The organism is Devosia elaeis, from assembly GCF_001650025.1.
Classification (GTDB): Bacteria; Pseudomonadota; Alphaproteobacteria; order Rhizobiales; family Devosiaceae; genus Devosia; species Devosia elaeis.
Genome location: NZ_LVVY01000119.1, coordinates 1 through 25,265 on the forward strand (window position 1 = coordinate 1; position 25,265 = coordinate 25,265).

Genomic DNA, 25,265 nt, shown 5'->3' on the forward strand with positions numbered 1-25,265 from the left:
TTCGCCCATTGGGGCTTCAAATATCCGCTGGTGATCTCCGCCGCCATTTCATCGGCGGGCATCCTGGTCATGGGCTTTTACGTGCCCGGCACGCCGATCCCGCTGATGCTGGCCATCCTGGTCTTTACCGGCTTCTGGCAATCGACCTTCTGGACCGGCTCGAACGCCTTCACCTTCGCCGATATCGAGGACAAGGATGCCGGCCAGGCCAATGTGATGAGCCAGGTCTGGGGGCAATTGATGTTCGCCATGGGCGTGGCGCTGGGCGGGGGCATGCTGGAGCTGGCCCACAGGCTGCGCGGCGGGGAAGAACTGGCGCTGATCGATTTCCATATCGCCTTCTATGCGGTGGCCGCCGTAGGCGCGATCGCGACGCTGCTGTTCCTGCGCCTGCCGAAAAATGCCGGCCACCAATTGCTCGGCGGCCCGCACGTGCATTGATCACGGCGCGGCGCGCGACATCTCGCGACGCGCCGGCGCGCCCGCCTCCCACCAATCGGCAAGGTTTTCGATGAGCGGCACGAGCTGCACCCCGGCCGGGGTGAGGTCGTATTCGACCCGCAGCGGATAGCCCGGAAAAGCGGTCCGCATCACCAGACCGGCCTGCTCGAGCTTGCGCAGTTCGTGCGCCAGGATGCGATGGGACACGGTGGCATTGTCGCGCCGCAGGTCGCTGAAGCGCTTGGTGCCGTCCTTCAGATAGTAGAGCAGCAGCGTCGGCCAGCGGCCGGACAGCACGCGCATGACGTCCTCGATGGGGCAGGCTGAGACCAGCGTCTGCATGGGGCGCTCCTGGTTACAAAAATGTCCGTAATTTACTTAGGCGCGCGACAGCCTAGGTTCCACCCCGCTGCGCAGCATCAACTTGCCAATCTGGAAGGATGATGGATGGAACCGATCCTTGTTTACGGCCACCCGGCCGGTAGCTCCATGGGCCTGATCGCGGCGTTGGAATGGCTAGGCGCGCCCTATCGCCTGTGCCGTGTCGACATGCTCGGCGAAATGCGCGACCCAAGCTATGCGCGAATCAATGCCCGGCACGAAACCCCTGCCCTGATCACGCCGGATGGTCGCGCGGTGACCGAGACCATGGCCATCGCCGCATGGCTGGCCGCGCGCGACACCGAGCGAAAAATCAGCTTCGCGCCGACCAGCGCGGAGGCCGATCGCATGTGGCAGCTGACGGCATTCATCAATACCGGCTTTACGGCGGCCTTCGGCCCGCTCTGGGCGGCGCTGGAAATGGAAAAGCCAGACCCCGTGCTGCAAGCCAACCTGCGCCAATGGGGCCGCGAGGCCGTGATCGAACGTCACGACAAGCTGGAGGCCATGGCAGGCGAGGGGCCGTACCTGGTCGGCACACGCCCCACCCTGGCCGATGGCGTGCTCATCGGGGTGGCGCGATGGCTCGACTTTCACGAGGTCGCCGAGGCCGAACGCTGGCCCAAGCTGGCGGCGATCCGGCGGCGGCTGGAAGCGGAGCCGGCGGTCGCTTTCGCGCTGGCGCTGGAAGACGGCAAAAGCCCGACGGGATCAGGGGCGCTGAGGGGACACGTCGCGCTCGATAACCTCATCGAGAACCTTGGCCGGGCGGCTGCCTGACCGGACACCGGGCCTGGGTCAGTTCGCAGGCTCTTCAATCGCCTGCCGGCCCTGCCCGCCATTCGGGCCTTCCTGACCTGTGCGGCTCCACCGGAGCCGCACATTCGTTTCGTGCAAAGCCCCTGAAATCACGCTACCGGAGCTTTTTTCTTCTCCGGAGTGATTTGCCTTCGGCCGGGGCCACCCGCCATTCGGGCACAGCCCTCATGGCCTCGGCCCCCAAAATCACTCCACTGGAGTGATTTTGCCTTCGGCCGGGGCCACCCGCCATTCGGACACAGCCCTCATGGCCTCGGCCCCTAAAATCACTCCACTGGAGTGATTTTGCCTTCGGCCGGGGCCACCCGCCATTCGGGCACAGCCCTCATGGCCTCGGCCCCTAAAATCACTCCACTGGAGTGATTTTGCCTTCGGCCGGGGCTTACCCGCCATTCGGGCATAGCCCTCATGGCCTCGGCCCCTAAAATCACTCCACCGGAGTGATTTTGCCTTCGGCCGGGGCCGAGCCTTTAAAACCCTTGGCGACGAGGTAGGCTTCCGCGGAGTCCTTGCGGCTCGAGGGGGGCTTGACGTGGAAGGTGGTGTTGAAATGGCGCTTGAGCATGTGCAGCAGCTCATGCTCGGTGCCGCCCTGGAACACCTTGGCGACGAAGGAGCCGCCGGGCTTGAGCACCTGGATGGCGAACCCGGCGGCGATCTCGATCAGGTGGACGATGCGCAGATGGTCGGTGGCGCGATGGCCGGTGGTGGGCCAGGCCATGTCGCTCATGACCACATCGGCCCCCTGCCCGCCCATGGCCTCGATAAGCATGGCGGGCGCATCGTCCTCGGTGAAATCCTTCTTCAGCAGCACGACGCCGGGAATGGGGTCCATATCGAGATAATCGATGCCCACCACCAGCGGCTTTTCGATGGTGGAGCCCACCGCCTTGGCGGCGACCTGCGACCAGCCGCCAGGCGCGGCGCCCAGATCGACGACGCGCATGCCCTTCTTGAAGAGCTTGTGCTTCTCGTCCATCTCCTTGATCTTGAAGGCGGCGCGCGAGCGATAGCCTTCCGACCGGGCGCGGGCGACATAGGGATCGTTGAGCTGGCGCTCCAGCCATTTGGTGGACGCCACCTTGCGGCCCTTGGCTGTCTTTACCCGGATCTTGAGATCCTTGTCGGACTTGCGACCGCCCGTGCCCAATGCCTTGTTATTGACCATTGCCCTGCCTCCGCGGATAGCGGCCGGGACGGCGCTGCGTCCGGTCCGCATCCATGAGTGAAATCAGAATGCCTTCGCGCAGGCCCCGATCGGCCACGCGCACGCGCTCGGTGGGCCATTCGCGGCGAATGGCCTCGAAAATGGCGCAACCCGGCAGGACCAGATCCGCCCGGTCCTTGCCGATGCAGGGATGGGAAACGCGCCGATCGAACGGCATGCCGAGCAAGGCCCGCATGGTTTCGTCCACCTGGTCGCGCCGCATCCAGAGCCCGTCCACCTTCTGGCGCTCATAGCGCTCCAGCCCCAGATGCAGGCCGGCCAGCGTGGTGACCGTGCCCGAGGTGCCGATCAGGTGCACGGGGTGGCTGCCGATCATCTGGCGCAGCTTTTCGCGGCCGCGGAACTGGCGCAGATGCTCGCCCACATGGGAGACCATGGCCTCGAAAATTGCGGGGGTGACATCGACGCCGCCGAATTTCTCGGCGATGGAGACCACGCCGACCGGCAGCGATTGCCAGGAGCGGATCGAGGCCGACATGCGCCCCTGCGACCGCGGACGGCCGCCGCGAAAATCGAGCCAGGCCAGCTCCGAGGAGCCCCCGCCGATATCGAACATCAGCGCGCCCTGCGCCTCGCCATCGATCAGATCGGCGCAGCCGGTCACCGCCAGCTCGGCCTCGGTGCGGCGGTCGACGATTTCCAGATCCAGCCCCAGCTCGTCCTTGACCCGCTTGAGGAAGGCCGGTCCGTTCTCGGCCGCCCGGCAGGCCTCGGTGGCGATGAGGCGCATGCGGGTGGGCTGGTGATCGCGCAGCTTGTTGCGGCATTGCCGCAAGGCCTCCATGGTCCGCTCCATGGCCGCATCGGACAGGCGCCCCGTGACCGAGACCCCCTCGCCCAGCCGGACGATGCGGGTGAAACCGTCGAGGACGCGAAAGCCGCGTTCATGCGGCCGGGCGATCAGAAGGCGGCAATTATTGGTGCCCAGATCGAGCGCCGCATAGAGCGGGCCGCGCGCGCGACGGGGCGAATGGGCTGGCGTCCGCTGGTCGGTGCGGGGCGGCGATATGCCGGCCCGATCCTTCCGGATGGCGCCGGAAGGTGCACCAGACCCCGCATCGGCCAGGAGGACCGAGGCGGCGGCGGACCGATTCGAATCGGTCACGTCTGTCTCCTTCGTACGCGGTCGCCAGGACCGGTCCAGCCGGTCGCGCCCGAACGCACGTCATGTTGCATTGTCGGAAACGAGGGTAGAGCAAGGGGGGCCGCAGCGCAATGAAAACGATGTTTACAGCAGAGTTCGCGCAGGCGCTTGCAATCTCATTCCGCTTTGTCTAATGAGACCCCGCGCCGTGCTTCGCAGCCTCAGCTCCGACACGCCGCCCAGCCTGACGGCTGATGCTGGGGAATAGTTCAATGGTAGAACAGCGGACTCTGACTCCGTCGATCTTGGTTCGAATCCAGGTTCCCCAGCCAAAAACTCCCATGCCCGCTTTGGCGGCCAAATCCCAAAACAGACGGTCCTGTGAACCAGACATTGGTCCGCCCCAATAAATGACGGAGCCACTGGCCGAAGAGCGATGCGACGACGACGCTCAAACGTTTGGCCGCGCTAGAAACCACCCTGAAGGCTGGCCCGGGCGCCCATGGAGGTCGTGCCGATCGTGTCCATGTTGAGCATCAGCCGCCCGTTTACCGACCACGCCCCGCGTTGCGTCAACGTCAGCCCGGCAGAGAGAGAGCCGAAGGCGCTCCACTTCTGCAGGGGCGAGAGGCCGGCATCAACGCCGATCGACGGGGTCAGCATCATGCCGCCGCTCAGCGGAAAGAGCCGCGCGAGTTCCCCCCCGACACTTATCCGCAGCTGCTCGCTGGTAAAGCCGTCGATGGCCAACGTATCGCCCGCAGCGTTGGTGATCTCGTAGTCGTCAACGGTTTCGGACAGGTAGAGGGCCTTAAGGCGTGGCGTCAGCCTCGTCGTTTCGTCGAGCTGCCACTGGCCGGTAACCATCGTGTCGAACACCCACCTTCGGGTATCGAACGCGCCGTCCCATGAAAGCGTATCGATGTCGTTGGCGGATCCGCCGAAGAACAGCCCCGTGTCCCAGAACACGCCCTCGCCCAGTTCGAACGAGCCATAGGGACCGGCCAGCCAGCCGGCGCCGGTCACGGTGCTGTGCTCCTCGGCAGGATCGACCATGCGATCGACATGGAAAGCCACACCCACCAGGGCCTTTTCGCTCAGCAGATAGTCCGCACCCGCCGAAAGCATCGCGAAACTGCCCCAGCGATCGTCGTCTCCGGAGCGGTTGTGGGCCATGATAGTGCCATCGATCCACAGGTTGAACCGGGGCATCTGGTCATCCTGCGCTCCGGCACCACTCATCTGCGCAAGGCTCGTCGCGAAGTTGAAGGCGAGCGCCGACTGCGAAGGCGAAAACGACGTCGATACAGTCTCGCCCCCGCTGCCAAGCCGCCGCCGCTCCAGAAGACCCGGGACCTGCAAGCTCGACGCGACCAGCCCCATGCGGGTCTCGACGAAGCCTTCGAGCAGGGCGTGGGTCTCCTCGACGACCTTTTCCGGATCGTAGGCGATCACTAACGTGATCACGCCGACACCCGACGTGCCCACCGCGCTACGGAGCCGGAAACCAATCCTTGCTTCGCCGGCGAAGCCTTTGGCCGGCAAGAATTTCAGATACCACCCGAGCGGTCCGACCGGCCCCGCCTGGGCTACGTCGCCATGGGACACGGTTGCCGTTCCCGCTTGGGGCGGATCGACGAAAACGATCTGCGCATCGCTGAATGGCCCGCCGGTCGCGCCCTCGTCGAGGCGAACCGGCAGCGGCGTCGAGCCAGCCGGGACATCGATCTTCCGGCTGCTGACCGAGATGCCCCGGGGTTTAACGACGAGAGTGTAGCCTGCCGACCCCGTGGTTCCGGCCCGGTCCGCCACGCCGATGGTAAACGCGTAATTCCCCTGCGCATCGTCATCAATGGGACCGGTCAGCTCCCCGGTCGCGGTGTTGAGCACCACGCCGCGAGGCAGACGACCGGCCTCGAGGCTGTAAAGAAGTGTCCCGGTTCCCCCGGTCGCCGTTATCGCCTGGCGATAGTCCTCGCCCGCCATCGCCTCGGCGAGGGCGCCGCCCGGCGGAGAAAAGACGAACGCTCCGGGCGCCTCCTCCTCGTACCGGAACCCGCCAGCGAGCCTCGCCTCGCCGATCGGGGTCGTGACGACGACGTCCACCGGACCGCCGCCATGCGGTGGCGTCATCGCTACGAGTTCGCGGTCCCCGTTCACTACATAGTCCAATGCGGGAACGCCGCCGAAGGTGACCGCCGTGGCGCCGTTCAGGTGCTCACCGGTGATGACCACGCGTGTTTCTCCCGTGACCGGGCCGGAACTGGGCGCGATGGAGCCGATCATCGGACCGTTCTCCTCGCGATAGGTGTATCCATTGGGCAAGCGGCCGTCCTCGGAGCGGGTGCTCACCACCACGTCAACCGGGCCTGCCGCCATTCCTGGCGGTACGCGTGCGGTCAATTCGGTCGAACTGACGAAAGTGTAGCTCGCAGATTGCGGGCCGAAGGTGACCGCTACCTCGCTCGTGAAGCCTGCGCCACGGATGGTTACGCTCTCGCCACCCGCAAGCCCGCCGCTGTCGGGTTCGACCAGGTCGACGCGGATTGCGGGCCGTATGGAGAGCTTTGCGGGGTCGGAATAGATGGTTCTTCCGCGATCCCAATCGGTGACTGCGACGCGAAAATGCGTCCCGTCGGCAGACGCCGGCAGCTGGCTGATCGTCAGCGTGTCCGTTTGCTGCCCCGATACCTCGGGCAGACCGGGAACGTCATGGAAGTCCGCCGCGGGCGGTACCCGGATCTGCCATTGGTAGGTTGCGGCATTTTCCGCCACGACACTGAAGACAGCCGTGCCCCCCTTATCGGCGATCACATCCGCAGGATGGACAAGAATGGCGGGTGGCGCGCCCGAATGGCGTGTAACGGCGACGGTGTAGATCGTGCTGTCGAGACTGAGTTGATCGAGCACCCTGATTTTCAGGATATTCTCGCCAGGAACAAGCGTAATGGGCGATGAGCTTTGGCCGTGCGAGAGGGCTTCGCCCGCGATGATGGCCACCTGCCTTGCATCCCAGAAGGTCGGCGAAACGACGACCGAAGTGGTGTTGGTATCGACAGTGGCCGAATAATCCGTCCGGTACCGGTCGAAGGCGGGCGTCAACGTCCCAGCCGAAAGCGAAAGTCCATCGAGGCGCGAACTGAGATAGGTGTAGGCGCCTTCAAGGCTCCCTCCGCCCCACGGCGTCGCGACGAAGATATCGGCAAATCCAGGCGCGCCACGGCCGGGCGCTATGAATGAAATTTGCGTGTCGCTCTCGACGATCACATCAATGGCGGTTTCATCACCGATCATGACAAGATGCGCGCCCGAGAAATATTCTCCTGTGATCGTGATCCGCTCGCCGCCCTCAAGCTGGCCATAGGGCGGCGATATCCCGGTTATGACGGGGGCTTCGGTCGCCTCGCCGTAAAGAAGGCTGGTGTGGGTGCTTTCTGATCCGGTGGTGAGAACAAGATCGGCATAGCCGACTTCGCCGGGCGGCGCAGTCACGACGATGGTGGTGTCGCTCTCGATCATGAAAGGAACGTCGACGCCGCCGATCGTGACACGCTCGACGCCCGTGAAGGTCTGTCCCGTGATCGTCACCTCGACATTCCCGGAAATCGGTACATTGTAGGGCTCCAGGGAGAATATCCGAATCGGCATCGCCACCGTCAGCACGGCGATGTCGGAGACGATCTCGTTGCCGTCCGCGCCCAACACCCACACGCGATAGGCAACGCCGTTGCGCCAATTCATTGCAGGTACGGTGAGTGTCGATGTCCTAGCCCCCACGATGCCGGAACTGACATCGCCGAAAGCGCTCGTTCCGGGAAGCCTTTCTTCCCAGTAGTAGTCGACGGCATCCCTCGCGCTGACCGAGAAGTTAGCGCTCGCCGAACTGGCAGCCCTCACATCCTGTGGTTGCGAGAGGATGACGGCGGATTGTGCAAGCGTCGGCAGCGCCATGGCGAAAAAGGCAAGCAGACCCAGCGCAACCCTGACAGATGGAAAAGCTGCCCGCCTCCGGCCCCCGGGGAAGCCCACTGTCGCCAGCGCCTTGCTCAATGCACGCCGGATCGCGCCTCGAAAAGCGAGAACTCCCATGCCTCATCATCCCAAGCCAAACTCGCGCGGATGGTAAGGTGGCGACCGCCCAAGCACGAGTGACCGGGAATCTCAATTGAGTGACAGAGCGTCTCAAGTTTTAGCGGCATGCACCGGGGCGATCGCCTCACGCATCTGGCCGGGCGTCGATCCAGACCGGGCCTTGAAGGCACGCTGGAAGCTGCGGGCATTGCCGGAACCGCAGCGGATAGCCGGGTCCTCGTTGGTCGGAGGAAAGTCGCCTGTTGCGGCAAATGCAGGGTCCGCTCGATACGCTGGACCAGCTCTGCTGGCGTCAATCCGTGCTTGGCAAGGCCCCCGGGCGAAGGTTGGTTCGCGTCGGCTGCAACGAACGCGGCATTGCCATGACCGCGCAACGTGGCGCGTTCTAGCGCGGGCTGCTCTGGTAGCTGCTCAAGCGTGGCAACTGAAATAGCCTCGCCCGCAGTCACGAACTTGGCGGACGGCGCAGCAAGTTATGTAGCCGACAGAATTCCTGCTCAGTCATGCCTCCACTTTGGTCGCTTGACGAGCCTTCACGAATTACCAAAAGCCAACATAAGTGCATCGACAAACAAGTGACGTCCCCTCTGGGAAAACCGGACGGTGGGCTCTTGAGCTTTGGCCAGCCGATGAAGGATGTCACATTCCGTTTGTTGGATCAGCCCGACCATATTGGCTGGGTGGCAAGCCGGTAAATTTGGAGAAGGCCACGCTGAAGGCGCTGGCCGATCCATACCCGACACGCCTGGCAATTTCCTTGATGCCCCCGTCACGGCGCCGCAGCATATCCTTGGCCAAAGCCATGCGCCACGAAAGTAGATATTCCATCGGGGCCATGCCCGTTTGCTTCTGGAAGCGATCGAAGAATGCGGATCGCGAAAGGGTCGCGGCGCGCGCCAACTCGTCCACCGTCCAACTCCTCGAAGGCGCCTCGTGCAGGAGACGGATCACGGGGCCAAGTTGCCTGTCCGCCAAGCCACGCAATAGCCCGGGGGTTTCAAGGCCAGCGGCATCGGAACGTAGCGCCTCTATCAGAAGCAATTGGAGAAGGCGCTCGAGTACGATGCCTTTCGCAGCCCGCTCCGCCTTCGCCTCCTCGCGGATCATCCGGACAAGGTCAGTGAGCCGCGCCTGACCACGGACAAGCAGCAGGCAAGGCAGCAACGCGAAGACCAGCGTTGTGTCAGGCGCTCCAAAAGCAAGTCGACCGATCAGGATACGCATATTGGGCTGCCCCGACGGATCACCGTGACGCGTTTCATCGCCAATCTTTGTGACCCGCAACGGATCACTGCCACCGTCCGGCTCGCAATCGCTGGACATGGTGAAGGCATAGGCTGCGGGAATGAGGACAAAGTCATCCGCTTCCAGCCGGATATCGGGCTGGCCATTGATCGACAAATTGATCGACCCTTCGAGGATGACCGCGAAGAACGGGCTTCCATCTCCGGCGCCGTCAACCCGCCAATAGCCGGCCCCGCTCGCCATCTTGGAGAAGGGCAAACTTGGCTGCAGCATGGATACGATTTCGGCCAAAGGGTCGATCATTCGGACGATCTCTAACGCAGTCAGGATTTAACATTATAGAAGGTCCTAGCCTAACGGTCCACATAGGCGTCGTATCAACGCAAAGGACATTTCCATGAAAACCGTTCTCATCACCGGCTGCTCCTCCGGCTTTGGTCTCGACACCGCTAGGCACTTCCTCGAACAAGGCTGGAAGGTTGTGGCCACCATGCGATCGCCGAAACCAACGCTTTTGCCGGCATCCGATAACCTGGTCCTGCTGTCCCTGGACGTCGCCAACGGCGAAAGCGTTCGTAACGCCATCGAGGCCGCCGGTCCAATCGACGTATTGGTCAATAATGCCGGCATCGGCTGGCTCAATGCGCTCGAGGGAACGCCGATCGACGTTGCCCGGTCGATCTTCGAGACCAATGCCATCGGCACCATGCGCATGGTTCATGCTGTCGTGCCGCAGTTCCGGCAGCGCAGGGCTGGGCTCATTATCAACGTGACATCAAGCGTCACCATGAAGCCACTGCCCTTGCTGTCAGTCTATACGGCCAGCAAGGCCGCAGTGAATGCTTTCACAGAATCCCTCGCACTCGAACTGGCCCCACTGGGGATCGCGGTCAAAATCGTGCTCCCTGGTGCGGCCCCCGATACAAGCTTCGGAAGCAACGCGATGGCCTTGCTGACCGCCAATGGTGGCTTCCCCGAGGCCTATTCTGATTTCGCGAACAGCGTTATCTCAGCCATGCGCACGCCGGGCGCGCCCAAGACGCTGTCGTCGGATGTCGTTGATGCCATCTGGCGGGCGGCGACCGATCCATCCACGCCAATGCGTATCCCTGCCGGTGCCGACGCGGTTGCCTTGGAACACTAGAAAATCGTCCTTGGCGCGGTCTTTAGCGACAGCGCCGAGGACTTAAACTCGGAGGCAGACGGGCGGGACGTTAGCCAACCATCCAGATGGCTCGCTCGGCGCATGGCCGCACCTTGCACTACGGAAGCGCGCCCCTTTCCGGCGTTGAGACGGGTCGCCGGCTTCCCGAAATCCTGGCCGCGATGCGGCGCTGCAGCAGGCGTCATATACGGACGACGACGGGACATTGTCTGAAGCAATCATGGATGCCTGGCTGCGCTTTGCCGCGACGGGCGACCCAATGGCGTGGCAGGAAGATTGGCCCGCTTAGGAGAGTACGGAGCCGGTGCCGGGAACCCGATACCGAAAAGCTGGACTTCATGGGGGGCGCTGGACCAACGCGTAACGCAAGACATCGAGATAGTGGGACCATGCTCTGCTTACCCCCGCTATCGTCCGCAAAACCGGATCAGCGGTGATAGCGCCACTGGTTTGTCAGCATCTCGATGAAATGCTGTGCCGGAGGCGAAACATTGGCCCCGCGCCTGCTAACCACACCGATCGTCCGGGATATCGAAGGGGAAACCAGCGGCCGCGTCGTCAGTATCGGGTGCTCCTTGAACGGGGTCGCCAGCCGCGGCAGCACCGAAATGCCGAGCCCTGCCTCCACCAGCCCGAGCGATGTCGACAGATGGGTGGTTTCGTAGAACCATTTCATCTGCAGGTTGGAACGGGCCAGCGCCGAATCCATCAGCGTCCGGTTGCCGCTCGAGCGATCTACGGTAATCAAGCGATAGGATTGCAGGTCCGACCACCTCACCTCGTTCATGGCCATAAGCGGGTGATCCTTCAGGGCCGCCAGCACGAACGGATCGTCCACCAGCGGCAGGAAGTCGAGTTCCGCGCTGGCGCCGCCCAGGAAATTGATACCGAATTCCACCTCCCCCCTCGATACGGCATGCAACCCGTCATTGGCCGTCAGGTCGAGGATACGAAAACGGATATTGGGGAATTCCTCGTTGAAGTCGCGAATGACCGCCGGCAGGAAGTAGAATGCCGCCGTCGGCAGGCAAGCCATGGTCACGAGCCCCCCCCGGCGCATGCCCATGTCCCGGAACGAAAACAGCGACGTATCGAACTCATCGAGCAGACGGCGAACCAGTGGGGTCAGCTCACGGCCGACCGCTGTCGGGGCAACCTGCCGCGTTGTCCGCTCGAACAATTGCGCACCGACAGCCGCTTCCAGTTTCTGGATACGCCGCGACAGCGCCGGTTGGGAAATGTTCAAAGTCTCCGCGGCACGGTGAAAATTCCCCAATTCCATCAGTGCGAGGAAGGCGCGCAAATCGAGCGTGTCACAGTTAAAAATCATTCTTCCGAGGCCTCCCCAACAAGCGATGCGCAAATTGCATTAATATAACAAAAAAGCGCATTTTACATATCAATCCAACACAGCATAACTAACGGCCAATGCCGGATCGAACCGGCTATCCAGCAGGGTTTACAACCCTGCATCAATGTGTACCTTTGTATACGATAACGATGATGGGAGGAACTATCGTGATCAAGCTAAGCCGTCGTAACTTCATAACTGCCGCTGCTTCGGGTCTGGCCGCATCGGCGCTTCTCGGGCCAAAGGCCCTGGCTCAGGGGCCTGTGGACTTTGCGGGACAGACCATCGAGTGGTGGATGCCGTTCGCGGAAGGCGGCGGTTCCGACGTATGGGCGCGCTTCTTCGCCCCCTTCCTGTCCAAGCATCTGCCGGGGCAGCCCAATGTCGTTATCCGCAATGTGCCTGGCGGCGGGTCGATCACTGGCGCCAATGAATTCGTCGCCCGCGCCCGTCCCGATGGGCTGTCGCTCCTGGGCACCTCCGCCTCGACGCAATTCCCGTTCCTGCTGGGTGATCCACGCGTCCGCTACGATTATGCCAAGCTCGCTCCGGTACTAGTGTCGCCCACCGGCGGCGTGGTCTACCTGCCGGCCCGCTTCGGCGTTACCAGCCCCGCCGAACTCGGCAAGATTACCGGCGAGGAACTGGTCTATGGCAGCCAGGGGGCGACGTCGCTCGACCTCGTGCCCTTGCTGGCCTTCCGCGTACTGGGCCTCAACGTTCGCCATGTCTTCGGCATGACCGGCCGCAGCGATGGGCGCCTTGCTTTCGAGCGCGGCGAAGCGACGATCGATTACCAAACCTCATCGGCCTACCTCACCAACGTCTTGCCGCTTGTCGAACAAGGCGACGCCGTACCCATGTTCTCCTGGGGCGTGCTCGATGCCAATGGCACCGTGCAGCGCGACCCGACCTTCCCCGACCTGCCGCATTTCGTCGAGGCCTATGAGATGATGCATGGCAGCGCCCCGTCTGGCGTCGAATTCGACGCCTACATGGCTTTCTTCGGTTCGGGCTTCGCCGCCCAGAAGCCGGCCATGCTGCCCGAGGGGACCCCGGAGGATATCGTCTTCACCTATCGCAAGGCCTTCGAGGACGCCGTCAACGACCAGGAGCTCCAGGCGATCAAGGGCGATATTCTCGGCGACTATGTCCAGGCGGTCGGCCCCGACATCGAAAAGCTCTATGCCGTTGCCACCAGTGTGGAGCCCGCCGCCCGCGACTGGGTGCGGGAAATGCTGACCACGGACTACCAGGTGCAGTTCTAGTCTCCTCGGACCGCGGCCGACAGCGCGCCGCAGTCCGGCTTCGTTCGCCTCCCGGCACCGGCCGTCGCCCTTCCGGGCGGCGGCACGGCCGATCCTGAGGAACATGCCATGATCGACGTTCTCCTTCACGCCCTGCAGAACCTGTTTACCCTGACCAATCTCGGCTTCATGCTAGTGGGCGTCACGGTCGGACTGGTTGTGGGCATCCTGCCTGCCCTGGGCGGTATTGCAGGCATGTCGCTGCTCCTGCCTTTCGTCTATGGGATGGAACCTACCTCCGCGGTCGCCATGATGGTGGGCCTGCTGGCGGTCATCCCCACCTCCGATACGTTTTCGTCCATTCTGATGGGCATTCCCGGTTCGGCTGCCTCGCAGGCCACCGTGCTCGACGGGTTTCCCCTGGCGCGCAAAGGCGAGGCGGCGCGGGCCCTGAGCGCCTCCTTTTCGGCCTCGCTGGTGGCCGGGCTGTTTGGCGCCTTGTGCCTGACCGGCATTGTCATTGTCGCCCGCCCGCTCATTCTCAGCTTCAGCTCCGCCGAGCTCTTCATGCTGGCCCTATTCGGCCTGTCCATGGTTGGCGTCCTGGCCGGTAACAACCTAGCCAAGGGCGTTGCCGCATGTGCCCTGGGACTGGCCGTCGGCTGCATCGGCACGGCGCCCGCCGCGGGGGGCGAACGCATGTCGTTCGGGTCGCTCTACATGATGAGCGGGATTGAAATCACCATTATTGGCTTAGGCATCTTCGCCCTGCCCGAAGTGATCGATCTGTTGCGCTCCAATGCCAGCATTTCGAGCACCGGCAAGCTTGGCAAGGGCTGGCTCGATGGCCTGAAGGATACCTGGACACATCGTTTCCTGATGCTGCGGACGTCCGGCATCGGCGCCATGATCGGGCTGATACCGGGCCTGGGGGGCAGCGTCTCGGACTGGATTTCCTATGCCCATACCGTGCAGACCTCCAAGGACAAGTCGCAGTTCGGCAAGGGCGACATTCGCGGCGTGATCGGTCCCGAAGCGGCCAACAATTCCTGCGCCGGAGGCAACCTCATCCCGACCCTGCTGTTCGGCATTCCCGGCTCCGGCTCGATGGCCATCTTCCTGGCCGCCATGATCCTGATCGGCCTGCAGCCGGGCCCCGCCATGGCCGATCCCAACCGCGATCTCGACCTGACCTATACCGTGGTCTGGACTCTGGCCATCGCCAACGTCGTAGGCACCGCCGCCTGCATTCTGCTCTCACCCTCGATAGCACGACTGACAACGATACGGTTTGTGCTGTTCGCCCCGTTCATGATCCTGATCGTGACCTTTGGTGCCTATCAGGCCACGCGGTCTTTCGAAGACCTGATTGCGCTGCTGGTGGTGGGCCTGCTGGGCATTTTCCTCAAGCGCTTCGGCTGGCCGCGCCCGGCTTTCCTGATCGGCTTCGTGCTGGCGGGACAGGTGGAGACCTATTTCTACCAGGCCGTACAGTTCTATGGCTTCGCCTTCCCATTGCGTCCGGTGGCCATCGTCATCGCCGTGTTAACCGTGGTCTCGGTGTGGTTCTCGACGCGCAAGAGAAAGCCGACCGAACCGCTCGATCCGGCCATCGAGGCGCTCGACGAGCTCGAGGAAGAATCGAAATCGGTCGTCGCCAGCAATATCTGGCCGCAGGTGATCTTCACCGGCTTGACGCTTGGCTGGTTCGCCTTCGCGATCATCGACGGCTCGAGCAAGTCTTTCCTCGACAAGGTGTTCCCCATTACCGTGGGCCTTATCGGCGTCGGTGCCAGTCTGCTCGTGCTATGGCCGCAACTGATGGCGGCAACCGGCCGTCGGAAGATCGGTGGATCGTTCAACTTCGATCTCGATGCCAACCGAGCCGCGGACTTCTGGCCCTATGTCGCCTGGATTGTCGGCTTCATCCTGGCAACTGGCGTGGTTGGCTTCTTCCTCGCCTTGGTCGGTTTCTTCATAGGCTTCCTGCGGCTCGTGGCCAAGGCTGGCTGGCTCCAGACACTGGCGCTGACGGTGGGCGCCGTTGCGCTGATCCTGGTGCTCACCTCCATCCTCCGCATGAACCTGCCTGGCGGCCTCCTGCAGCACTACTTCTACGACGCATTGGTCTGGCCCCTCCGTTAGGGGGGCCGGACAACCCAGCGGACCATGCCCGCAAAATCTGCATACATATGCATTCAATATAGGATCAAAACTCAATGACCGCCCAGATCGCCATACCGTGCATCCTGATGCGAGGCGGCACCTCAAAGGGCCCATATTTCCGCGCCGATGACCTGCCATCGGACAAGGCCGAGCGGGATCGCGTTCTTCTGGCGGCAATGGGATCGCCAGATATAAGGCAGATTGACGGCCTGGGTGGCGCGGACACCCTCACCAGCAAGGTGGCCATTGTCAGCCGTTCTGATCGCGAAGGGGTGGATGTGAACTACCTGTTCGCCCAGGTGTCGGTAGACAAGGCCATCGTCGATACGGCCCCATCATGCGGCAACATGCTGTCGGGCGTAGGTCCCTTCGCCATCGAGTCGGGGCTGGTGCCCCTCACGGAAGGCACGACCAAGGTCGTCATCTACGACATCAATACCGAAAGCCAGATCGAGGCGATTGTCCGCACAGAAGACGGGCAGGTCGTCTATGACGGCGACGTCGCCATTGACGGCGTTCCCGGGACGGCCGCGCCGATCCGCCTCAACTTCATGAATATCGTGGGCTCCAAGACGGGTGCCCTACTGCCGACCGGCAAACAGGTGGAGCAGATCGACGGCATAGACGTGACCCTAGTCGATGTCGCCGTGCCAATGATGATCCTGCGGGCCAGGGATATCGGCAAGACCGGCTACGAGACGGCCGCCGAACTCGACGCTGACAAGGCATTTTTCGCGCGCATCGAAGCGATGCGGCGCGAGGCGGGGCTGCGCATGGGGCTGGGAGACGTCGCCAACAAGGTCGTGCCCAAGGTTGCCATCCTGGCTGAACCGAGATCGGGCGGGACGATCGCCGCGCGATATTTCGTGCCGCACAAGACCCACGCGGCCTTTGCCGTGACGGGCGGCCTCTGCGTCTCCTCCTGCGTCGCCATTCCCGGCACGGTGGCTGACGGTCTCGCCCGGGGCGCGTTGGATGCCGAGTGTATCGTGGTTATCGAACACCCCAGCGGCACGTTCGAGGTAACCCTGTCGCTGGTGCGTGCCGGCAATAGTATCGAAGTGCTGAGCGGCGGGGTCCTGCGGACCGCGCGCAAGCTGATGGCGGGGCATGTCTTCGTTCCTGCGACACCGGTTCCGGCATGAAGCTCCTTGTTCTGCCGGGTGATGGCATCGGGCCTGAAATCGTCTCATCCGCCACGGCCGTGTTGGCGGCCGTGGACCGACGTTTCGCGCTGGACCTCAGTTACCATCATCGCGACATGGGTCTCAAAACCCTCGCCGATCAGGGCACTACGCTGCCAGCCGACCTGCTAGACGTAGCTCGGGCGCATGACGGGGTTCTGCTCGGCCCGATCTCCCACCTGGACTATCCGGCGCGCGATCGGGGTGGCATCAATGTATCGGCCGCGTTCCGTGTCGGCCTTGACCTCTTTGCCAATATCCGGCCAGCACGCACCCGTGCCGGCGTACCCCATCGCGGCACGGAGATGGACCTGGTGATCATGCGCGAGGCTACCGAGGGCATGTATCCTGACCGCAACATGCTCGTCGGGACCGGTGAATACATGCCGGTCGAGGGCGTCGCGATCTCGATGCGCAAGGTCACCTGGATGGCGAGCGAACGCATCGCGCGCGCGTCGTTCGAGCTGGCGCGCAAGCGTCGCCGCAAGGTGACGGCGGTGCACAAGGCCAATGCCTTCGTGGTGACCGATGGCCTGTTTCTCAAGGCGGTCCGTCACGTTGCTGCGCAATATCCCGATGTCGCGCTCGAGGAGGAACTGGTGGACGCCATGGCGGCCCTGCTGGTGCGCGATGCGTCCCGCTACGATGTGATCTGCACCACCAATTTCTACGGCGACATCCTCTCTGATCTGGTTTCCGAACTCTCGGGCAGCCTGGGCCTGGCCGGATCGCTCAATGCGGGCGACAGCCTGGCGGCAGCGCAGGCGCAACACGGCTCGGCACCGGGCATTGCGGGACAGGACAAGGCCAATCCCACCTCGATGATCCAGTCGGCTGCCATGCTGCTCGATTGGTACGGCGCGCGCACGGACCGGCCCAATTTCGTCGCGGCAGCGGCGGCGATCCAGCAGGCCATGGATGTCGTGCTGGAGCATCCGCATCTGACGACGGCCGATCTCGGCGGTCCGTTGGGAACCAATGCCTACACGGCCGAAGTGATCGCGCGCCTCAGCTAGGGCTGGCGAGCACGCGAACCGGCCGGCCGGCACGCCAGGCCACTATGTCTTCGACGGTGTCGCGATAGAATGCCTCGTATGCCGCTCGTGTGACGAAGCCCAGATGCGGTGTCAGCACCGTGTTGGGGGCGTGTCGCCAGGGGCTGTCAGCTGGCAGGGGCTCGATCTCGAACACATCGATGCCGGCGCGGATTCGGCCGGACTCCAAAGCAGTCAGCAGGGCGGCTTCGTCGACCAGCGGTCCGCGCGACGTATTGATGAGCATGGCGCCCAGCTTCATCATTCCGATTTCGCGCGCACCAACGATGCCGCGCGTCGTGTCACCCAGTACCAGATGCAGCGATACGATATCCGCCCGGCCGAACAGGTCCTCCTTGCTGACTGCCTGAACGCCGACCTCGTCGGCGCGGTCCTGCGTGAGGTTCGGACTCCAGGCCATGACATCGAGCTCGAAGGCCCGGGCGATCGGAACCATCGCGCGGCCCAGCTTGCCCAGTCCCACTAGGCCCATTGTCTTGCCCGCTATGGCTTCGCCAAGCGTCTGCTGCCATTGCCCTGCCCGCAGATTATGATCCTCCGCCGGGATGGAGCGGGCGAGGGCAAGGATCAGGCCCCAAGCCAGTTCGGGCGTAGCCGCTGCCGATTGGCCGGGGATGGGTGTGGCATACGGTGATCCCCTGCGCCGCCGCGGCTTCGAGGTCGATGGTCCGTGTCCGCCCGCCCGTCACCACCACCAGCTTGAGCGCCGGCAGGCGCCGGATAAGACTTGCCGGCAGCGCAAGTCGCTCGCGCATCAGGCAAAGAACGTCAAACTCGGCCAGGGCGGCAGCCGCCGCGGCTTCATCGGCAAAGGGAGCGTTGAACACCGTCACCTGGACATCGCTTCCCAGCGAGGCCCAGTCGGCAGTTGCAATGCAACCGCCTGGTAGTCGTCCAGGATGGCGACGCGCAATGTCATCCGATGCTGCCGGGATGGATGTCGCGGTGGGCGACCCGCTGGCAGACGCGCAGCATGGTGTCCTGGCGGGTACCGAGCATCCGATAGGTCTGGTATCGCCTGATCGAGTCCAGATGGACATCGACGGCATGAACCGCTTGCGCCATGAAACGGCCGATCTGCATTTGGGCCTCCTTGCGATCATCAGCCACACATAGATAGGCTTCCCGCCGGCAGGCAGGCAGTGCCAATAGCACGAAGGGGTCATCTTCGGCCGGCATGGGAAACGGGGGTGGCGCGCGATCCGGTCTCTGCATACAAGTGGGCACAGTCAGTACTGGGGTCGATCCATGTCCAACACAACCGAACCGGGCAAGACGCGAGGGCAAAATGCCTATGGAGCCATTCTGGCGGCGATCAGGGACGGGATATATCGGCCGGGTGACGCAATACGCGAGGAAGAGGTTGCCAGCCGTATCGGCGTCAGCCGTACGCCGGTCCGCGAGGCTTTGGGCCGCCTGCAGGAGAAGGGTCTTGTCGAGGCTGCCCAGGGCCGGGGCGTCGCGGTCGCCATCCTATCGACCAGCCAGGTTTTCGAGCTTTATGCCATCCGCCAGGAAATGGAGGGCCTGGTTGCGCGCTTCGCCGCCCAGCATGCCACCACGGCCGAGATGGACAACCTGGCGCGCATCAACGACCTGTTCGGGAACGCGTCCGACAACCCCAGGCGGGCCGCCGAGCTCAATCGGCAGTTCCATGCCCGCCTCTACGATGCAACGCGCAATCGCTATCTGCGCCAGATGGTTGAGGGGCTGCAGGAGACCATTGCGCTGTTGCCGACGACCACCTTCGTCCAGCCGGGGCGTACCGAAATCGCCCGCGAGGAACATGCCGAGATCATCCGGGCCATCCGGGAGCGCGACACGGAGCGGGCCGAAACGGCCGCTGTCCGGCACATTCAGCGCGCGCTGGAAACCCGCCTCGCGATCAGCGAGGATCGGCCGGCCATCTAGGCCGGTCTGAGCCAAGACGAACGGGGCCGCGATGCCATCGCTGTGGCACCGGCCCGACCTGCAACGCCGGCGACAAGGCACGCACGAGGCCGAAGGGCGTCTCGTATTCGGCCGTCAGGTCGGCAGTATCCTCAGCGACGGGATTTGTGGCGGGGAGGTCGGTATCGTCGCCCAGCCGGTCGCGCCACGTCCACATCCATTGTGCCGTACCTGCCAGGGAGAGGTCGACGGCCCAGTTCCCGCCGGTTTCGACCGAGCGGATCAGCGCCACCATGGCGCCGAAGGCGGCAAGATAGCCTGTGAGATAGTCCAGCGGCTGGCAGGGCAGCAAGGCCGGCTCGCCATTCCGGCCCGGCATGGCGAGGCCCATTGTCGCCTGGACCAGACTGTCGTAGCCGCGGCGATCCGCCCAGCCGGTTCCGCCGGGAAATGCCGACAGGTCGACGCTGACCAGGCCGGGCCGCCGGGCGAACATTTCCTGCCGCGTCAACCCGCGCCGGCCGAGACTTTGCGGCCGGTAGGCATCGATGAAAACGTCCGCCTCGTCCAGCAGCGATAGCAGTGTGTGGTAGTCCGCCGGGTCACGCAGGTCCAGGTAGCTCGATAGCTTGCCGAAGCCCGTATCGATGACCAATGACTCGATAAAGGGCAGGTCGGGCCGGCTCACCAGCATGGTGGTGGCGCCGTGTTCGGCCAGCGTGCGGCCGGCCATCGGACCGGCGATCACCCGCGAGAAGTCGAGGACTTTTAGGCGCCCCAGCGCCGTGCCATCGGCCGTCGGCGGCCAGACCCGGCGTGGCGCGTCCCCGCAGGAGACGACCGAAAGCACCGGCGTGTCCGAAACCGCCGCGGCAAGCGGTGTTGCCTGCCACTGTTCCCGGCTTCGAACCTTCGCCGCGCACAGCCCGCGCTCGATTGCTTCTGCCTCGATGTCGGAGGCATTGCGCGCCGCGACCACCAGGCGCACCGCTTCGGGGTCGTTGCCAGTGCCGAGCATGTCGAGCAGTCCGTCGCGCAGATGCGGGAAATTGCCGTGCAGATAGACGTATTCGCCATTCCGCGCCGGATAAAACCCTGTGAAGGGATCGCGGAACTTGGCATTGCGGCCGTCGCGCTGCAAATAGCTGGAGCTGCACATGGCCAGTTCTGCGGCGCGCGAGCTGAGCCTGACATCCGGTCGTTTCCCCGTGCGCAGCGTCTCGATATGCGAGGCCGCCAGGCCCACGGCAGCAAGGACGGCCATGGCCATCGGCGCGATCGGCCAGGGGGTCGCCAGCACCTTCCTGTCCCATTCGAGGTGGAGGCGGTCGAGCAGAGCATCGTCCCAACCGGCCTGCCGCAACAGGTGTTCGAGTATGGCCTCGACGCTCACCGTACTGCCACCTCGCCCCGCATCAGCAGGCGCGCCGTGCGCAGCACGGAAGCTGAGCGGGCATGCCATCGGCCGGCATCCCGTAAAACGTCGGCGCCGACCTCGACGATGCCGGATGGATTGCCGACGCGGATCGATCCCGCACGGCGATCGCGCGCGGCAAGCCGGGCTGCCAGCGTTCCATCGATGCGGGCGGCGACGGCGAGGCACATGGCGCCGGTCAGCGTCACCGCGCCATGCACCCTTTCCATGGATATGATCCTGATGCCGATGTCATGCTCCGCAGCGCGGACCACCTGCCCGCTCAGGGTCGCGACATCGGCGGGACCGGAGATCATCGCCACCTTGGGATTGGCGAGGCCGACGGCATCGGGTGTCGCCCCCAGTCCCATCCGCACGCCGGCCACGCGCCGTATTTGGTCGAGCCGCGCCATCACGTCACGGCGCTGTTCGATTGCCGCAGGCAGTTCGGTCCCGGTCAGCCCCAGGCTGGCAGAGGCCACGAACACTACCGGATTGCAGGCATCGACAAGCGACACCTCATATGCCGTTCCATCCACCTCGATGGTTTCGAGCTCGGTGCCGCTGGGCAGCAAGGCGGGAGTCACCGTTGCCCCGGGATCAAGGAAATCGAGCGTGATTGGCGCGCCTGTGCCGGCCACCCCACCGATCGCACAGGCCCCTTCCACCACGGCAAGGCCGCCCGCAACCGCGAAACGGGCGTGGATCAGCTTGCGTGTATTGACCTGGTGGATGCGGATGGTCGCCATGCCGTCTTCGACCCGGACCAGCCCCTCGTCGACCGCAAAGGGGCCGATGGCCGAGGAGAGATTGCCGCAATTGGCACCCCAATCCACGACCGGCTGCGAAATGGCGACTTGCGCAAAGGTATAGTCGATATCGGCGCCGGGGATCGTCGGCGGCCCGACAATGGCAGCCTTGGAGAGCGAGGAGACGCCGCCGCCCATCCCATCGAGCTGCCGCCCGAACGGGTCTGGGCTGCCAAGGATGGCCAGCAGCATGCGATCGAGCTGGGCAGGGTCCGCAGGGCAGTCGCGCGCATGCAGCATCACGCCCTTGCTCGTGCCGCCCCGGTAGAAAGCCGCCTTGACGAAACGCTGCTTCATGTCATTGCGCGGCCGCGCCATAGCCAGCGCGGCGCCCAAAAACCGCGCCGGATGTGAGACCCGATCCACCCGGATAGCCGTTGAAGAACACGCCGCCGACCAGCTCACCGCAGGCAAAGAGCCCGGGGATTTCGTGCCCCTCTTCGTGAACGACTCCGCCCCTATCGCTCACCTGCAATCCGCCATAGGTGAAGGTTATGCCCCCGGTTACGGGATAGGCCCGGAATGGACCTTTATCGATCTTCTGAGCCCAGTTCGATTTGGGAAGCGTCAGCCCCTTCGTGCCCTTGCCATCCCTGACGGTCGGATCGAAGGGCACGGCATCGTCAACGGCGGCGTTATAGCCGTCTATCGTACGACGCAGCTTGGCCTTGTCCTCGACGCCGTCGAGTTTCTCGATCAATGCGTCGAGCGTTGCCGCTTCAACATAATGAGCATCGGCGAAATGATATTCCTCGTACAGGAGGTGGTTGATCTTGGAATCGAAGATCTGCCAGGCGAAGTGGCCAGGCTGCTCGATGATTGCGCGCCCGAACTGGGCATAGGTATAGTTGCGGAAGTCCTTGCCCTCGTCGACAAAGCGCTCGGCTTCCGCATTGACCATGATGCCGAGGAAGTAGCAGATCTTGCGATAGTTCTTGCGCTGGTCGTGCGGCAGGTCGAGATTGCCGTATTCCGGCATGTGCAAATCCATCGGGGTCGCGTGGCAGCCCTCGTACAGGCCATGGGCCCGCGCCCCAAGCTTGAAAGCCATTTCCAGGCCGGCGCCGGTATTGAACGGGGTGCCGCGCACCTTGGCCTTGCCCCAGTCCTCGCCGATATATTTTTCGCGCAGCGCCTTGCTGGCCTCGAAGCCGCCGCAGGCGAGCACGACAGCCCTGGCGCGGATGTCTTCGCGCTGGCCGGCGTCGTTTTCGGTCACCACGCCGCAGACGCGACCCTCCTCGACGATCAGGTCGATTGCCGCGCAGTCGAAGCGGATTTCGCCACCCAAGGCACGCAGGGCCTTCATCTCCGATTCCACCAGGCCGACGCCTTCATGCCGGGCGGCCAGCGTCAGGCCGCCCCAGAAGATGTGTTTGCCGTCCTTCTGGAAGGTCTGGCGTGAATAGATCGGCTCGAACCGCACGTCATGCGACGCCAGCCAGGCCATTGTGGGATAGCTCTGCGCCACGAGGTACTGCTGTTCCGGGCTGAGCGGCCGGCCATCATTGAAGCCCAGCAGGTCCTTGCTGAAATGCTCGGACGTATAGGCGCCGAATTCTGTGTCGGGCAGCCGGTGATCGTCAGGGTTCTGCAGCAGCGGCAGGAGATCCTGCTTGCCGTCATAGGCGAAGCGCATCGCGCCGGCGGTATATTTGGAATTGCCGCCTGCCATGTCCTCGGGCGCCTTTTCGATCACGAGGACCGTCGCGCCGCGTTCCTTCGCCGCCAGGCCGGCACATAGAGCGGCATTGCCCGAACCGACAACGATTACGTCATAATCAGACATCACGGCATCCTTTTGTATACAAATGTGCGCAATAACTAGCGGCGCAGTCGGGCCGCGTCAAGGCACCCTCCCCCGTTGCGGTGGCAGCGAATCCGCCTCTGGTCGTGGCGGGCGCATGTGCCGCCTGGCCAAGATGCTTGTAGGTTACTCTATCCCTAAAGGCCCGGACCTCACTGTCGGAAGAAGATACGATGACCAACACCGCTACCGGCGCGCCGCCGCAGCCGATATTGCCTATGCAGGACCGGAATGAGGGCACGCGGGGAAATGCTCGATCCGCTCGACGGTTGCGTCTCGCGGCCATCAGGCCGACATTACGCCAACGTGTTATGGTCCGGCGCTCAGGGCAGAGCCGACCGAGGGAGTGCGGCTGACAGATCAGCTACGCCGATAATTCCGGCGTCGCCGCCCAGTGCTGCCGGTTGGATATTCGGGCGCAGATGGTCGGGTTCCAGCGACAGCCGGGCGACCAGGTGGTCACGAAATTGCGGCAGCATGCCGATGCCACCGCCCAGCACCACGACCTGCGGATCGATCAATCTTTGCAGATCGCCCAGGGCTACAGCCAGGTCCTTGACCACCTGGTCGAGCAAGGCCCCTGCCCATGGCAGGCCATTTTCGACGGCTGCGAAAATCTCATGTGTCGTGGCGGCATGGCCCAGAGCGGCTGCCGACGCGACCATGCCGAAACCCGAAGCGCGCGCTTCGAGACGTTCCGCCGCCGGTGCACCTCTGATCTGACCCAGGCTGCCGGCAAGGCCATTGGCGCCCTGCAGCAGCCTGCCCTGCAACACGATCCCGCCGCCAATGCCCGACGACACGGTGACAAATACCATGTCCCGCGCGCGCCCGGCCCCATGGCGATACTCGCCCCAGGCCGCGGCCTGCGCATCGTTTAGGGCGATGGCCGGCGCACCGAACAGCGTGGTCAGCCGCTGGGCCAGCGGCGTGCGCTCGGGAATGGCCAGCGTGCGCGGATTGAGCGCCGACCAGTGACCATCCCATACGACGCCGGTCACGGCGGCGCCGACAGCGTCGTAGCGCCCCTGCCAGTCGGAAGCCAACAAGCCGATCGTGCTGAACCATGCATCCGTCCCAACGCCCTGCGGCGTCTTTATCGCCTGCCGTTCGAGAATTTCCCCGTTTCGGACCAGCGCCGCCAGCGTCTTGGTTCCGCCGACATCGAGCGCCAGCACCGTGGCCTTGCTGCCGCTGACCGCCTCATCCACGGCACTACGGAACCATTCGGTGACGTGCTCGGTGCGCGTGATGGCCGAGCCGACACAGACCGCACTGGCGCCTGCGGCAATGGCCGAGGCTGCCGCGGCGGGGGTATTGTAGCGTCCCTCGGCCACGACCACGCCGCCCAGCCGGCGGCAAGCCGCCACGAAATCGAGGTCGGGCCCGGCCGGAACAGGCCCGCCGGTATAGCCCGACATGGTAGTGCCCAGAATATCGAAGCCGAGCCGGCTGGCGATCCTGGCTTCCGCTTCCGTCGCCAGGTCGGCCATCGCCAGAGCTCCGGCGGCGTGGATGGCCGCCAGCAGGTCGGCCACCGGCACCGGACGGACCCGGTCGGTGCCATCAACGGCGATGACCGTCGCTCCGGCCGCTGCAAGCGCCTTTACGTCATCGATGAACGGGGTGATGCGCACCGCGCTATCCGGCAGGTCGCGCTTGATAATGCCGATGATCGGCAGGTCGCAGGCCCTGGCCACGGCCGCCACATTGTCCGCACCCTCGATGCGCAGGGCACGGGCGCCTCCATTGCGGGCGGCCTGAGCGAAGGCGACGATAGCGGGGATCGTATCGAGCGGACCACCATCGACCGGCTGGCAGGAAACGATCAGGCCACCCTGGAGATCGGTCAGGAATTGGGCATTGTGCGGCACGGATCGCTGTCCT

19 protein-coding genes, 1 tRNA gene and 1 pseudogene are annotated in these 25,265 nt (G+C 64.0%); 9 read left to right on the forward strand and 12 right to left on the reverse strand.

Annotated elements, in window-relative coordinates:
• Positions 1-441, forward strand: a 441-nt coding sequence (locus A3840_RS15330; protein ID WP_131798350.1) for an MFS transporter, incomplete at its 5' end; no start/stop codon positions are given.
• Here A3840_RS15330 and A3840_RS15335 read toward each other — a convergent pair.
• Positions 442-783: a winged helix-turn-helix transcriptional regulator gene (locus A3840_RS15335; RefSeq protein WP_067458725.1), complete on the reverse strand. Its 342-nt coding sequence runs from the start codon at positions 781-783 to the stop codon at positions 442-444.
• A gap of 105 nt (positions 784-888) precedes the next feature.
• Between A3840_RS15335 and A3840_RS15340 the strand changes: the two genes are divergently transcribed.
• The gene (locus A3840_RS15340; protein WP_067458730.1) at positions 889-1,602 is read left to right on the forward strand and encodes a glutathione S-transferase family protein; all 714 of its coding nucleotides are present in this window, start codon (positions 889-891) and stop codon (positions 1,600-1,602) included.
• A gap of 466 nt (positions 1,603-2,068) precedes the next feature.
• Here the strand turns inward: A3840_RS15340 and A3840_RS15345 are convergent, their stop codons facing one another.
• Both A3840_RS15345 and A3840_RS15350 read right to left on the reverse strand, forming a co-directional pair.
• Complete coding sequence (locus tag A3840_RS15345) at positions 2,069-2,809, reverse strand: RlmE family RNA methyltransferase (protein WP_067458733.1); 741 nt, start codon at positions 2,807-2,809, stop codon at positions 2,069-2,071.
• Positions 2,799-3,974: a Ppx/GppA phosphatase family protein gene (locus tag A3840_RS15350; RefSeq protein ID WP_067458737.1), complete on the reverse strand. Its 1,176-nt coding sequence runs from the start codon at positions 3,972-3,974 to the stop codon at positions 2,799-2,801. Before A3840_RS15350 ends, A3840_RS15345 begins: the two co-directional genes overlap by 11 nt.
• Before the next feature lie 237 nt (positions 3,975-4,211).
• Here A3840_RS15350 and A3840_RS15355 point away from each other — a divergent pair.
• Positions 4,212-4,285, forward strand: a tRNA-Gln gene (locus A3840_RS15355).
• Positions 4,286-4,421: 136 nt separating this feature from the next.
• On the opposite strand, the gene A3840_RS15360 is transcribed toward A3840_RS15355, so the two are convergent.
• Both A3840_RS15360 and A3840_RS15365 read right to left on the reverse strand, forming a co-directional pair.
• Positions 4,422-8,042, reverse strand: a complete 3,621-nt coding sequence (locus A3840_RS15360; RefSeq protein ID WP_067458740.1) for an IPT/TIG domain-containing protein — start codon at positions 8,040-8,042, stop codon at positions 4,422-4,424.
• 642 nt (positions 8,043-8,684) lie between these two features.
• Positions 8,685-9,593: a helix-turn-helix transcriptional regulator gene (locus A3840_RS15365; RefSeq protein ID WP_067458743.1), complete on the reverse strand. Its 909-nt coding sequence runs from the start codon at positions 9,591-9,593 to the stop codon at positions 8,685-8,687.
• Positions 9,594-9,687: 94 nt separating this feature from the next.
• Here A3840_RS15365 and A3840_RS15370 point away from each other — a divergent pair, with 94 nt between their 5' ends.
• Positions 9,688-10,434, forward strand: coding sequence for an SDR family oxidoreductase (locus A3840_RS15370; RefSeq protein WP_067458746.1), 747 nt, complete (start codon positions 9,688-9,690; stop codon positions 10,432-10,434).
• 448 nt (positions 10,435-10,882) lie between these two features.
• Here A3840_RS15370 and A3840_RS15375 read toward each other — a convergent pair whose 3' ends face one another.
• On the reverse strand, positions 10,883-11,785 hold the full coding sequence (locus A3840_RS15375; protein ID WP_067458749.1) for a LysR family transcriptional regulator: 903 nt from the start codon (positions 11,783-11,785) through the stop codon (positions 10,883-10,885).
• A gap of 188 nt (positions 11,786-11,973) precedes the next feature.
• On the opposite strand from A3840_RS15375, the gene A3840_RS15380 reads away from it, so the two are divergent.
• From A3840_RS15380 to A3840_RS15395, 4 genes are all read left to right on the forward strand, one after another.
• On the forward strand, positions 11,974-13,074 hold the full coding sequence (locus tag A3840_RS15380; RefSeq protein WP_245676640.1) for a Bug family tripartite tricarboxylate transporter substrate binding protein: 1,101 nt from the start codon (positions 11,974-11,976) through the stop codon (positions 13,072-13,074).
• Positions 13,075-13,182: 108 nt separating this feature from the next.
• The gene (locus tag A3840_RS15385) at positions 13,183-15,198 is read left to right on the forward strand and encodes a tripartite tricarboxylate transporter permease (protein WP_067458752.1); all 2,016 of its coding nucleotides are present in this window, start codon (positions 13,183-13,185) and stop codon (positions 15,196-15,198) included.
• A 74-nt stretch (positions 15,199-15,272) separates the two neighbouring features.
• Complete coding sequence (locus A3840_RS15390) at positions 15,273-16,364, forward strand: 4-oxalomesaconate tautomerase (protein WP_067458755.1); 1,092 nt, start codon at positions 15,273-15,275, stop codon at positions 16,362-16,364.
• Entirely contained in the window at positions 16,361-17,419 is a 1,059-nt protein-coding gene (locus A3840_RS15395) for an isocitrate/isopropylmalate dehydrogenase family protein (RefSeq protein WP_067458758.1), read from the forward strand. Before A3840_RS15390 ends, A3840_RS15395 begins: the two co-directional genes overlap by 4 nt.
• Here the strand turns inward: A3840_RS15395 and A3840_RS15400 are convergent.
• Positions 17,412-18,377, reverse strand: a pseudogene (locus tag A3840_RS15400) (D-2-hydroxyacid dehydrogenase family protein). The gene A3840_RS15395 and the pseudogene A3840_RS15400 overlap by 8 nt on opposite strands.
• Positions 18,374-18,541, reverse strand: a complete 168-nt coding sequence (locus tag A3840_RS19755; protein WP_165603195.1) for a hypothetical protein — start codon at positions 18,539-18,541, stop codon at positions 18,374-18,376. The pseudogene A3840_RS15400 and the gene A3840_RS19755 overlap by 4 nt, the downstream one beginning before the upstream one ends.
• A 165-nt stretch (positions 18,542-18,706) precedes the next feature.
• Here A3840_RS19755 and A3840_RS15410 point away from each other — a divergent pair, with 165 nt between their 5' ends.
• Positions 18,707-19,369, forward strand: a complete 663-nt coding sequence (locus tag A3840_RS15410; protein WP_067458764.1) for a GntR family transcriptional regulator — start codon at positions 18,707-18,709, stop codon at positions 19,367-19,369.
• Here the strand turns inward: A3840_RS15410 and A3840_RS15415 are convergent.
• The 4 genes from A3840_RS15415 to A3840_RS15430 all read right to left on the reverse strand — a co-directional run bounded on the left by A3840_RS15415 (position 19,344) and on the right by A3840_RS15430 (position 25,252).
• Entirely contained in the window at positions 19,344-20,741 is a 1,398-nt protein-coding gene (locus tag A3840_RS15415; RefSeq protein WP_067458767.1) for a CoA transferase, read from the reverse strand. The genes A3840_RS15410 and A3840_RS15415 overlap by 26 nt on opposite strands.
• The gene (locus A3840_RS15420; protein WP_067458973.1) at positions 20,738-21,868 is read right to left on the reverse strand and encodes a 2-methylaconitate cis-trans isomerase PrpF family protein; all 1,131 of its coding nucleotides are present in this window, start codon (positions 21,866-21,868) and stop codon (positions 20,738-20,740) included. Before A3840_RS15420 ends, A3840_RS15415 begins: the two co-directional genes overlap by 4 nt.
• Position 21,869: 1 nt before the next feature.
• Positions 21,870-23,360, reverse strand: coding sequence for an FAD-dependent tricarballylate dehydrogenase TcuA (gene tcuA, locus A3840_RS15425; protein ID WP_067458770.1), 1,491 nt, complete (start codon positions 23,358-23,360; stop codon positions 21,870-21,872).
• A gap of 341 nt (positions 23,361-23,701) precedes the next feature.
• Positions 23,702-25,252, reverse strand: coding sequence for a putative N-acetylmannosamine-6-phosphate 2-epimerase (locus A3840_RS15430; protein ID WP_067458773.1), 1,551 nt, complete (start codon positions 25,250-25,252; stop codon positions 23,702-23,704).
• Positions 25,253-25,265 lie beyond the last annotated feature (13 nt).